Below are 12,227 nucleotides of genomic sequence, written 5' to 3'. Positions count from 1 at the left end.
GATCGGACCACGACGCCAGGCGCCGCTCCGGACCGGACGTTTCAGAAATCGACAGTGGCCGAGAGCAACAAGGTCCGAGGCGCGCCCTGGGAGAACGCGCCGTAGGAGGCGACGCCCGACCAGTATTCACGGTCAAACACGTTCTGCACGGTGGCCCGCAAAGTGGTCGGCCGTTCGGCGATGCGGGTGGCGTAGCGCGCGCCGACATCGAAGCGGGTCCAGGCGTCCAGTTGTTGGGTGTTGGCCTGATTGACGTACTGGGTGCCGGTGTAGATCGCGCCGCTGGTCAATGTCAGGCCTTCGACTTGCGGCACGTCCCATTCGGCCCAGAGGTTGGCTTGCACTTCGGGAACCCCGACCGGTTTGTTGCCACGGTTGGCAGCGACACCGGTTCGGGTCAGTTCGCCGTCGAGCAGCGTCACGCCCCCGATCAGGCGTGTGCCTGTTGCAATCTCGCCCGCCATGTTCAGTTCGACGCCCCGGTTGCGCTGTTCGCCATTGACCGAGAACACCCCGGATGCCAGTTCACCGCTGGGCTTTTCAAGCTGGAACAGGGCGATGGTGGACATGAAACGGCCGTAGTCGAGCTTGACCCCGACTTCCTGCTGGCGCGACACATAAGGGGAAAAGATCTCGCCCGCGTTGGCAGCGGCAGACGGCGCGATGTCACCCTTGCCCAGGCCTTCGACGTAGTTGTAGTAGAGCGAGACGTGGTCCCAGGGCTTGGCGACGATCCCGAACAGCGGCGTGGATTTGCTTTTGTCGTAGGACGTGGTGATTGAGCCTGCCGTGTTGTAGTTATCCGACTTGATGTTCTGCTGGCGCACGCCGAGCGTGACCTGGAGGTGTTCATCGAGCACCGACAGGGTGTCGGCGAGGGCCACGCCCGACAGCTCGCTTTCGGAAACCTTCGGGGTATCCGGCTTGGCGATCGCGGGTTTCGGGCGATCGAGCGGGTGATAGATGTTCGACAGGATCGCCGGGCCGGAAATAATCCCCCGGGACAAGTTATCGCGGTAGCGGGTGACTTGTAGCGCCGTGCTATGACTGATCGGCCCGGTGTCGAACCGCAGCCGCGCACCGGCATCGACGGTGTAGCGCTGGACTTCGAATTTGTAATAGCCGGGGATCGACGAGGTGTCGCCCGCTTCATTGATGATGGTCGGCGTCTGGTCGGACATGCGCGCGACATCCGATCGGCCACCGCCGGCGTGGGCGAACACGGTCAGGTTGTCGTTGAGGTCGTATTCGCCGCCGAGCAACGCCGATTTGTCGCGGGTTTCCGACCAGCCCCATTCCTGGCTGACGCTGGTGCGGCCGTTGGCTGCGGACGGAATCTCCACGCCGGAGGCAATCAGGAAGGGGCGGGATGCGGCGTCGAAACTCTCTTTCTGATTGATCAGGTCCAGGGTGGTGCGCAGGCGTTCGCCCTGGTAGTCGAGGGACATCGCGCCGATACCGACCTCTCGGGATTGCTTGTCGATAGCCGTATCGCCTTGCTGGACGCTGCCATTGATCCGCACGCCGAAGCGGCGTTCTTCACCGAAGCGTCGGCTGACATCGAGGTGGCCGCCGAGCTGGGTATTCAAGGCGTAACTGGTGGTGAAACGAGTCAGGTCTTCGTCCAGTGAACGCTTGGGTACCACGTTGATCACGCCGCCGACACCGCTGTTGGGCGACATGCCGTAGAGCAGGGCGCCGGGGCCTTTGACCAGTTCGATCCGTTCGGCGTACTCGGTGAACACCCGGTAGTTGGAGGCCACGCCGTACACGCCGTCGAACGCCAATTCACCGAGGTTGCCTTCGCCGACCGGAAAACCACGGATGAAGAACGAGTCGACAATCCCCCCTGTCTGCCCTGTGGAACGCACCGATGAGTCGCGCTCCAGCAAGTCGCCGACGGTGACAGCCTGCTGGTCCTTGATCAGTGTCGAGGTGTAGCTGCTGACACTGAACGGAGCATCCATCGCATCGCGGTTGCCCAGAATGCCAAGGCGTCCGCCGCGGGCGACCTGACCGCCCGCAAGCACCGGCGGCAAGCTGTCGGTGCGCGTGTCGATGCCTTCGACCGTGGTGTCCGACAACGTGACCCGGCGTACTACCAGCGTCCAGGTCCCGTCGCTGCGAGCGACCATCTCCAGGCCACTGCCTTCGAGCAGTCGAGACACCGCTTCCTGCACCGAGTAGCTGCCGGACAATCCAGGGCTGACGAGGCCTTCGGTGATCGACGGCTGAAACGACAAGGCGATACCGGCGTCCACGGCAAAGCTCGAGAGGGTCACGCCAAGCGGGCCGGGCCCGATGTTGTAGGCTCGCACAGTGACCACGTCCAGCTGCACCGGCCTGGCTGCCTCGGCGAGCGCGCTGCTGGCCAGGCCCAGCACAACGCTGAGCAACACGCCGCGCATAACGGGCTTTAGCAGACGATCCGCAAGCAAGGGTCGTGCAACGAGCATGAAGGGATGACCCTATGGACGAGGTGGAATGGTTGTTCCTTTCATAGCCAGCCGAGATCAAAAAAAGTATCACCCGTGCGGTGATTTTTTTGCTCAGGCGGGTGAGAGCGTCACCCAGTAACCACTCAAGTGCCCGGAGACGCGCACGGGATAGGTCTGCGCCAGCATGTTCAGCGAGCGTTGGGTATCACTGATGGGAAAGGCCCCGGAAATGCGCAGGTCGGCAATGGCTGGATCGCACCGCACAATGCCTCGGCGATAGCGCGCCAGTTCGACAACAAAATCCGCCAGCCGCATCTTGTCCGCCATCAGCATGCCCTCGGTCCAGGCGCCAACGTTGCGGTCGGTCGGGTTCAGCGAGCCAAAGGCCTGTGATGAAAAGTCGGTACGTTGCCCGGCGTTGACGATGATCGGCGCGCTCTGTGGGCTGTCGGCCAGCTCGACTTGCACAGCGCCTTCGAGCACTGCGAGTTGGGTGCGCGGCTGCCATTCACGAACGGTGAAGCGCGTGCCCAGCGCCTGCATCCGGCCCTGACGGGTGCTGACCAGAAAAGGTCGAGGCTGCGCGGCGTTGTCCGGCGCAGTCTGCACCAGGATTTCGCCTTCGCGTAAATGGATCAGCCGCTGCCGGGTGTCGAACAGAACGTCGATGGCCGTGTCGGTGTTCAGGGTGATTTGCGAGCCGTCGGCCAGGGTCAGTTCGCGACGCTGCCCGACGGCGGTGTGGTAATCGGCGGACCATTGCTGCGACTGCGCCAGTTTCCAGCTGCCCCAACCGGCGGGTATCGCCGCCAGCAGCAAGGCCAGTTTGCCCAGCGCTGCGCGGCGTTCCGGGTTACTCGGGCGATCCAGCGCCGACATCGCCAGCGACGGCGGCAGGCCGCCGAACTTGCTTTGCAGCAACTGCGCGCGGGCCCACGCCCGGTTGCGCTCGGGGCTGCTGACTTTCCAGTACTCCCACTCCGCACGCTCGGTTTCGCTGAGGTCGTTTTCGCTCAGACGCATCAGCCACTCGGCGGCTTCTTCGAGTATTTTCGGATCGAGCGGCGGTTCACTGCGGCGCGTAAGCATTCATTCCACCAGCATCAGGCACTGCACGAAAGCCTGTTTCATGTAGCGCTTGACGGTGATCAGCGAGACGTCCAGCTGCTCGGCGATGTCGGCGTATTTCAAGCCGCCGATCTGCGACAGCAGGAACGCGCGTTTGACCAGCGGCGGCAAGGTGTCGAGCATCGCGTCGATTTCGTGCAGGGTTTCCAGCACCACGAAGCGCAGTTCGGGGGAGGGCACTTCCGGTGCGGGCAAATGCGCGAGGGCATCAAGGTAGGCGCGTTCCAGTGCCTTGCGCTGATACCAGTTGATGAGGATGCCCTTCGCCACGCAACTCAGGTAGGCCCGGGGTTGCTCGATGGTCGTGACTTGGGAGGCGAGGATCCGGGTGAAGGTATCCTGCGCCAGATCCGCCGCATCCATGGCGTTACCCAGTTTTTTCTTCAGCGTGGCGTACAGCCAGCCGTGATGGCCGCTGTACAGCGCTTCGATCACGCGCAGATGGTTGTCGTTGTTCGCGGGAAGGGTTTCGCTCATGGCTGAGTGTTTTGCAATTGAGAAGTATTCCCAATGCTAGTTTACAAAGAGCCTGCGACGCAAGCGCGATTCGTATCCGTTTTCAGGCGCGTGGCATTCTCATCAACGCGTCCGCCATGGCATCGATTTCCGCCTCGGTGTTGTAGGCGTGCAGTGATGCCCGGCTGACTTCCAGCAGGTCCCGCTGCTGCATGTCGAGCAGCGTCGAGCGGAAAGTCGAGGTGGTGACATTGACGCGTTTTTCCTGCTGCGCCAGCCATGTCTGGACTTGCGCCGCGCTGGTGCCCTGGCAGGTGAAGGTGACGATGCCTGACTTGACCGCCCCTCGATCCTGCGGCGTCACCCCGGGCAGGTCGGTCAGGCGATTGCGCAAGTGTGCCGACAATCGTTGAATGCGCTGCCACATCGGTTCGATGCCTTGCGCCAGGGCGTAACGGGCCGCCGCCCCCATGCCCAGTTTCGCGGCAACGTTGCATTCCCAGTTTTCAAATCGTCGGGCGTCGCCTCGGATCTTGAAGGTGTCCGGGGTCAGCAATGAGGCCGCGTGCAGGTCGAGAAACGTCGGTTCGAGGTTTTCGCACAAGGTTTTTTCGACGTAGAGAAACCCCATGCCCCGAGGGCCACGAAGGTATTTGCGGCTGGTGGCCGCCAGCATATGACAGCCGATTTTCTGCACATCGATCGGCATCTGCCCGACGCCCTGACAGGCATCCAGCAGAAACAGAACCCCGGCCGAGCGGGCGAGGGCGCCGATCTGCTCGATCGGCTGCACCGGGCCGCCGTTGGTGGCGATCACCGGCAGCGACACCAGGGCAACCCGGTCATCGCCGAGCATGTCCCGCAGCGCCGGCAATGACACCTGTCCCTGTTCATCGTTGGGAATGACCCTGATCTCGATGCCGCGCTGCTGCTTGAGTTGCAGATAGGGAATGTAGTTGCCGGCGTATTCGGTAGTCGACGTCAGCACCACATCACCAGGCCGCAGCGGCAATGAATAGAAGGCCATGTCCCAGGCGCGGGTGGCGTTTTCGATCACCGCGATTTCATCGGGACGCGCGTTGATCAGTTGGCCGATGGCGTCGTAGACATCCTCCACTTCCCGGGCCTGTTGCCCGGCGGCTTCGTAACCGCCGATCCGGGTTTCAAGTTGCAAGTGACGGGTCACCGCTTCGATGACTGGATTGGGCATCAGCGCCGCGCCGGCATTGTTGAAGTGAATCAGTTGCTCGACACCAGGGGTGTCGGCGCGCAGTTGTTCAATGTTCAACGAAAACTCCTTGGTCAGTCGCCCGGCGGCATCTGGCTCGGTTGCATGACCATCGGCCGGTAGCGCAAGGCAACGATGGGCATCAGCGCGAGCATGTAGGCGAGGCAGACAAACAGGTAGGTGTACTGCAAACCATAGACCTGGCTGAGCAGACCACCGGCCGAGATCCCGGCAATGGACGCGAATTGCGCAGTGCTTTGGGCAATGCCCAGCACGTAGCCCTGGCGCGAACTGTCGGCGGTTTTGGAAATCAGGGCCATCAGCACCGGCGTGGTGGCCCCCAGCAATACGCCCCAGATGAAATAGGCACCGACGAACACGATCGGGTTGCGCGTGTAGCCGGCAAGGGCCGTCAGCGCAATACAGCCGAGGACGACATAAGTGATGCGTTGCAGGGTGTCCTGCTGGGTACGGTGCTCGAAGTAACGCGACCACGCGGTTGCCGACAGAATGAAACCCAATGCCAGCAAGCCATAGCACAGCCCGACCACCGAGTTGCTGACCTCGAACACCGAGCTGACGTACAGCGAGAACGACGTCTGCGGCAGCATCCGCGCCAGCAGCAGGATGCCCATGACACCCAGCAGCGACAGCAGGGGCGTGCCTTGCCAGACGCTGGTGTTATGGCTGGCAGGAGCCGCTTTATCAGCGACCGGCGCTTTCTTCACTGGCGGTACATCCGGCAACGTCACGGCTGCGACCACGGTGCAGATGGCGCATAACACAGCGGCGATCATGTTGATCCAGAAGAATGTCGCGTAATCGAGGATCAGTCCGCCGACCACTGCGCCGAGCAACGAGCCGACGTTGGTGGAGATCTGCAGGATCGCGAACAGCCGTGCCCGCCGCGAAGGTGCTTCAATGCTCACGCCGTACGCCTGGGCCGGGGCGATGTAGCCGGCGAAGGCGCCTTGCAGGAAGCGCAGGATCAGGATCACCCAGATGTCACTGCACAGGGCCAGCCCAAGCTGGGTCAATGACAGGCCGGCGAGGGCGCGGATCATCATCAACTTGTGGCCGTAGCGGTCGCCGATACGGCCCCAGAATGCACTGGTCAGAATAATGCCCAGCATCGGCCCGACGTACACGGCGATGCTGGCGAAGCTGAAAAGCGAGTCTGAGGAGGTCAGCCCGCGCAGGTGGACAGGCCAGAACGGCCCGCTCATTTCCATCGCGCCCATCGAAATGAGCTGGATCGCGAACAGAAGATAAATCAGGACTCTTACGCGCGAACCCGCGATGGCACCTGCTTGGGTCATGAGTCAGCCTCGGTTATTGAACGACATTGAGCGGGTTGGTCAGCGTGTGCTGAATCCGGTAGTTGGAATACTGCATCATGTGCATGCGCAGCAACGAACGGGTCGGCCATGGATCATTGAGGAAGGCCTTGCGTTCGACTTCCCATAGATCCGGCGCAACACGCTCGCGCACCGCTGCGAACGCCTGCTCGGTTTCTTCACGCAGAATGCCCCACATCCGGTTGTTGTCCAGCGCGTACTCCTTGGTCAGCCACAGGGCCATTTCATGCAGGTGCGTGAGGAAGGCTGCGTCGAGCACGAACATGCGCACCGGCTCGATATCGCCCTCGAACACCGTTGGCAGAATGCCCGGCTGCACATGCGGTTGCAGGGTGTAGCCGCGTCCCTCCAATAATGGCGCGTAGGTCCTGCCATCGCCGAAATCGCGGATCAGCAGACTACGTGCTTTGCCATCCGGGGAAAACAGCACCATCGTGTTCTGCTGGTGCGCTTCGAGCCCGATCCCGTACATCAGGTAGATCGCCACTACCGGATGAGTGACCACTTTGGCGTACTGACGGAACCAGTCTTCCACCTGAGCGGCATTGGCCCGAACGCCGTCGCGCTCGATCAGCTCGGTGAACAGTGGTCGACCGTTGCCCGGCAAGCGAGTGAACAGAGAAGCCACGGTGATCGGCAGACAATCGTCGTTACGCTCGAACGCTTGCTGGCTGGCACGGAACACCACCGACAGATGCCGGCCGGGATGGTCGTCCTGAGTGATCGCGTGCTTGTAACGCAAGCCGATCTCCTCCGGGAAGATTTCCAGGCGTTGCTCGAAACCGTTTTCGACCTCGAGGATCTTCGTGATGACGGTGCTGATGCGTGGCCCCATGTGAATCGACTTGGCTTGCAGGCTGCGCAGCTCGCTGGTCATCCACACGGCAATCGGCAACTTGATCAGCGGCGCGCTCTCCTTGAGCACCGGCATCATCGTGCGGTAGGACATGGTCGGCAGGGTCTGGATGTCCGGACCGTCGGTGATGAGAATGCCTTCTGCAATTTCCGCCGCAAAGTTTTTCAGCACGTAAGCCTGCAAATGCCATGAGTGAATCGGTAGCGGCAACCACTGGGATTCGTCCAGGCCCTTGTCGTTGAGCGACGCCTTCCATTGCGCCCATTGCGTTGGGAAGTTACTGGCGAACCAGCTGTGGTAATCGCTGACGTGAGGCATGCTTTCGCTTTTCGCCATGTCGGCCCGCAGCGCGGCAATGCGCAGCGGCACCTGGGCGTTGAACTCCGGTGACAGTTGCTCGACTTCCTCATCGCTGAGGCCCGGTCGCGCTTTCCAGGTCGGATAGTAGGGGTGACCTTCCAGCGAGCCCCACTGGTCGAGAAGGATCGCGGCGTCCTTGGTGCTTGCGTGCTGGCGCAGGTAATCGGTCAGGCTGTCGAGGCCCTGTTCCCGGGCGGCGGCGGCCAGTCGAGCGTTCCATTGCTGGCGATGCTGACGCGCGTGGGCGTCGTTCATCAGGCTGTTTTCCATGTCCGACTTGAGCCCGGCGATGCCTTCATCAGTGGGTTCGAAATCGAAGCTGTCGCGCAGCACATCCAGCAGGTCATGATGGGTGTAGATCACCTGGCGTACGCCTTCATCGGTCATCAGGATCACGTCGCCGTCATTGACTACGGTATCGGCCGGGCCCTTGGCGATGTTGGAAAAGAACACATGGGCACGACCGTCTTTCAGCGCGTACGTGGCCTCATTACCGGCCTCAGAGAAGCGCAAGCCCGCGCGATCCAGAATGTTTTCGGCAAACAGGCAACGGATCATCCGTCGCAGGGCGTTCTTGCGGGAGTAGGCGATGAGTGTCTTGAAGTCATCCATATCAGCTATCTGCTCGTCGAGAAGTTAATGAAAAGTTGAACCCGCTCACGCGGTGCGCGGCCATTGGCTGGGGAAGTAGTCGAGCGCCGAGTCGCGCAGGCCCTGCATGTAGGAAACGCTCCATTGCAGGACTTCTTCGATGTAGGGGACTTTCAGTTCGAAGCGCCGGGCCATTTCCACCAGCAGCACGAGGCCGTAGGCAACGTCTTCGTTGAAGGCGCGGCTTTCGCGCTCGATCACGTAGCCGGCGCGGTTGTCGTCGGCCGGAATCATTGGCGCGAGGATGTCGTTGTAGGCCTGGTTGGTGCGCAGGATCGACAGCATGCTGCTCTGATCGCGGATCTGCTCGCCATAGGCCTCGATGATTTCCTGCTTGAGGGATTTGACCGATGACAGGTCGATGCCCATGCGCTGGCTGATCGCGCTGCACAGTTCCTGACTTTCCTGATCCATGCGCTCCAGAAAATAGGCGCCCAGCTCGGGGCATTCGGTCCACCAGCACATTCGTTGCGGGAAGATCTTGCGATGCCATTGGCCGTAAGGACCGATCAAACCGTAGATCACCGAGCTGTGCATGATCGGGTTGCCTGGTGTCAGGGTGATTTCCAGGTAGTGGTCGAGCATCGTCACGCAGGGGCCATAAAGCGTGGTGAGGATTTTTTCCAGGTGCTGCCGTGATTGCGCTGATTCGCGGTCGTGCAGCGCGACATACAACTGGCTCTTGCCGCCGCCCATCTTGACCGACACCCCAGGCTTCAGATCGAACGCGGTGTGCGGCACATCCTTCATGCCCCAGATCACCACATTGGAGCGTTCGCCCAGCGAAGCTTCCGCCAGCCAGTCAAAACCGCAGAAACCCGGGATCGCGCCGACATAAACCGGTTTGCTCGAACTCAAATGCGGCGCGATGGCTTGCAAGGCTTGCGGCCGTGCGTGAGCCGGCACCGTGATGATCACGATGTCGGCGTCGGCAACCACGACGCCGGCGTCGGTGCTGACCCGGTCCGGTCGCGCGCTCAGCGTCGAGCCGTCCGGCATCAGCGCCTGCATCGGCTGGTTGGCGAGGTGCCGGTCGACCACCTCTTGATTATTGGTGAGTATCGAAACCTGAACATTGGGCAACTGTTTAAACAGGATGGCATTCAGATGCCCGGTCCTGCCTGCGCCGCATATGGCGACTTTCAGCGGTTTCATACAGAGACTTTCCTGTGTGGGAGACGCGTCAGGCGACGCTCAATTGCAGGGGAGTGGCGTCGGATTCCAGCCAGCGGGTCTTGCCCAGCCAGCGGTCCAGTTGCGGGGCGACGTCCGGGTCCAGCAGGTCGCGTTCTTCCAGCCATTTGTCATCGAACACGGTGTGCAGGTACTTCTCGCCGCCATCGGCAATCGGCACCACAACGTTGCCGGTCAGCGTGCCTTTGTGAATCAGTTCCAGCGCCTTGAAGATCGCTCCGCCGGTCGAACCGCCGACCAGCAGGGCCAGATTGCGTGCGATGTAGCGGGCGGTTTCGAAGGCCTGAGAATCGGTGACCTGCAAGCCCAGGTCGATGCAGCTGTAGTCGAGCACCAGGCCAACGGTGTCGCCGGCCGGGGTGCCGGTCCCCGACTGGTAGTACGGATAGCCGGGATGGCCGAAGACGATGGAACCGGCCGGTTCGACGGCGACGGTAACGATGTCCGGGTTGTGCAGTTTCAGGCCACGGGCAATGCCGGTCATCGAGCCGCCGGTGCCGACGCAACCGACGTAGGCGCCAATGTGGCCACCGGCCTGGGCGATGGTTTCACGGACGAAGTCGCTGTAGCCGCCGGCATTGGCCGCGTTGTCGGACTGGTTCATGAACACCGCGCCGGGGATCTGCGAGGCGAGTTCGGCGGCCAACCGTTGACGCTCGACCACGGCCACTTCGTCTTCCCGGTACGTGCCGGCGACGAAGCGGATCTCGGCGCCCAGTGCCTTCATCACCGCGATCTTGTCCTGCGCCGCATGGTGATCGACCACCGCAATGAAATGCAGGTCGAACTCCACGGCTGCCATTGCCAGGCCGATGCCGGTATTGCCGGAGGACGATTCCACGACCACGCCACCGGGTTTCAACTTTCCGGACTTGAGCGCCGCCAAGACCATGTTGCGCGCCATACGGTCTTTAATGCTGCCGCCGGGGTTGTTCTTCTCTATCTTGAGCAAAAGTCGAGCGTTGGTATCCGGAACATCAATGCCCAACATTGGTGTATTGCCAATAAGATCCGAAACTTTATTCAGTATCATCTGGACGTCTTCCCTTAATAGTCAGGTGTGAATGCGTAGTTACCTTCCGTACAACAAGTCGCCGTCAGTCGCCGTGGCAACGGGTGGCGATGAAATTCGTTTTCCAGCAAGTCCATCTGATAACCGGCGGTATTGGCGTAGATCAATAAATCGCCGGTTTGCGGTGTTGTTTCGAAGTTGATCAATCGATGAGTAATCACGTCATCATCCAGGCAACTATGTCCGGCGATGTAGGCTTGCATCGGAACTTGTCTCGATTCTTTCGAAGTGATCAGGATTGGATCGACAAGGTATTCAGATGAAAACCAGGTTTCGCACGCGCTGAAACTGCTGCCTTCGGCGAATATCACAACTTTGTTGTCGGCCAATTGTTTGGTGCGCGTTACGCGAAAGACGGTGATCGCCGCTTGATCCACCAGACTTCGGCCGGGCTCCAGTGCCAGTTTTATATTCTGACTCTTCAAGTAACTGGCAATGGTTTTTTCCGGGGAATGCTCCGACGTCAGGAATAAGTCCAACCACTGGCAAGCCGTCAGACCGCTGCCATAAGGGTAATAAGAGTGGGGTACTCGACGGTTCTGATAATGACCAGGGTTGTTGTCGTTCTGCAAAAAACTGTCGTACTGCCGTGGGTCGACATAGCGCATCGGCAGGCCACCACCGATGTCAATCATGACCGGGTCGAGGCCCATTTCCCTGGCGGCATCGAAGAACCCGGTCACTTCACGGAAGGCCTGTGCCCGGGTTTCGTAGCCGTATCCGCCGAGGTGGAAATGGAAACCTTCGAAGTGCAACGACTCCCGATGTTCCGTCAGCCATTGCAGGCACTGAAACACGTCATCGGCGCCCATTCCGAAGCGGCTCGACGAGCAATTTGTTGGCCTGTAACGCAGCAGGACCCGGGCTTTGGCCGGTGGCGGCGAGGTGTCGAGCAACGCTGTTAGCTCGCTGAATTCCTCTCGGGAATCCACACAAATCAGCGAACCGCCTTGCACCAGCGCTTGATGAAACGCGTTGGTTTTGGCCGGCCCGGTTGCGCACAAATTTTCCGCTTCGGTCCCGGCGCGCAGTGCAGCTTGCAACTCAAACAGGCTCGATACGTCAGTGCCGATACCCGAAGACGCCGCCGCAGCGAGCAGGCACTGGGACTTGTTGGCTTTGGCGCCGTAGAAAATTTCATGGTCAATGTTGTGCTTCTTCAGCACCGATTGCAGCGCCTGGACGTTGGCCTCAAAGGCATGTGGCCACACCAGATTCAGCGGCGATCCGTGTTGTTTAACAAGCTCAACAAGTTTTCCTGGTGAATGTTGAAGAAAGTTTTCGATAACAGGATCAAGTAACGGTTTCAGCACTTTTGTGTAATGAGCTTCAGTTGTGTGTTTAACGGGCGGCGCAATTAATTCAGGCATAGGAAACCTCTGGCGTAAATAATCGCCATATGTATGTTGCGTGTTCTTGCTGCTCGTCAGATACGAATGTTTAAAAAGGTGGAGGCGGATGACAGATCCGCTCTGGAATTAAACAA

Annotated in this window: 9 protein-coding genes; all 9 read right to left on the bottom strand. The window is 60.5% G+C overall.

What is annotated here, in order from left to right; genetic code table 11:
• Positions 1-41 precede the first annotated feature (41 nt).
• The 9 genes from CAF80_RS09115 to CAF80_RS09075 all read right to left on the bottom strand — a co-directional run bounded on the left by CAF80_RS09115 (position 42) and on the right by CAF80_RS09075 (position 12,111).
• On the bottom strand, positions 42-2,456 hold the full coding sequence (locus CAF80_RS09115; RefSeq protein ID WP_085667218.1) for a TonB-dependent receptor: 2,415 nt from the start codon (positions 2,454-2,456) through the stop codon (positions 42-44).
• A 93-nt stretch (positions 2,457-2,549) separates the two neighbouring features.
• On the bottom strand, positions 2,550-3,527 hold the full coding sequence (locus tag CAF80_RS09110) for a FecR domain-containing protein (RefSeq protein WP_085667217.1): 978 nt from the start codon (positions 3,525-3,527) through the stop codon (positions 2,550-2,552).
• Positions 3,528-4,043: a sigma-70 family RNA polymerase sigma factor gene (locus CAF80_RS09105; RefSeq protein ID WP_039771138.1), complete on the bottom strand. Its 516-nt coding sequence runs from the start codon at positions 4,041-4,043 to the stop codon at positions 3,528-3,530. It lies immediately after the preceding gene.
• An 82-nt stretch (positions 4,044-4,125) separates the two neighbouring features.
• Positions 4,126-5,310, bottom strand: a complete 1,185-nt coding sequence (locus CAF80_RS09100) for an aminotransferase class V-fold PLP-dependent enzyme (RefSeq protein WP_085667216.1) — start codon at positions 5,308-5,310, stop codon at positions 4,126-4,128.
• Between the two features lie 14 nt (positions 5,311-5,324).
• Positions 5,325-6,569, bottom strand: a complete 1,245-nt coding sequence (locus CAF80_RS09095) for an MFS transporter (RefSeq protein ID WP_074690762.1) — start codon at positions 6,567-6,569, stop codon at positions 5,325-5,327.
• Positions 6,570-6,582: 13 nt separating this feature from the next.
• Positions 6,583-8,436, bottom strand: coding sequence for an IucA/IucC family siderophore biosynthesis protein (locus tag CAF80_RS09090; RefSeq protein WP_074690763.1), 1,854 nt, complete (start codon positions 8,434-8,436; stop codon positions 6,583-6,585).
• A 45-nt stretch (positions 8,437-8,481) separates the two neighbouring features.
• Positions 8,482-9,630: an NAD/NADP-dependent octopine/nopaline dehydrogenase family protein gene (locus tag CAF80_RS09085; protein WP_085667215.1), complete on the bottom strand. Its 1,149-nt coding sequence runs from the start codon at positions 9,628-9,630 to the stop codon at positions 8,482-8,484.
• A 28-nt stretch (positions 9,631-9,658) separates the two neighbouring features.
• Positions 9,659-10,702 carry a PLP-dependent cysteine synthase family protein gene (locus CAF80_RS09080; RefSeq protein ID WP_039771145.1) on the bottom strand — a complete coding sequence of 348 codons (1,044 nt, stop codon included), beginning with the start codon at positions 10,700-10,702 and terminating at the stop codon, positions 9,659-9,661.
• 14 nt (positions 10,703-10,716) lie between these two features.
• Complete coding sequence (locus CAF80_RS09075; protein WP_085667214.1) at positions 10,717-12,111, bottom strand: Y4yA family PLP-dependent enzyme; 1,395 nt, start codon at positions 12,109-12,111, stop codon at positions 10,717-10,719.
• Positions 12,112-12,227: the final 116 nt, after the last annotated feature.

The organism is Pseudomonas sp. B34(2017) (assembly GCF_002112915.1).
GTDB lineage: Bacteria > Pseudomonadota > Gammaproteobacteria > Pseudomonadales > Pseudomonadaceae > Aquipseudomonas > Aquipseudomonas pharyngis.
This window is presented reverse-complemented; position numbering and strand designations above follow the sequence as displayed.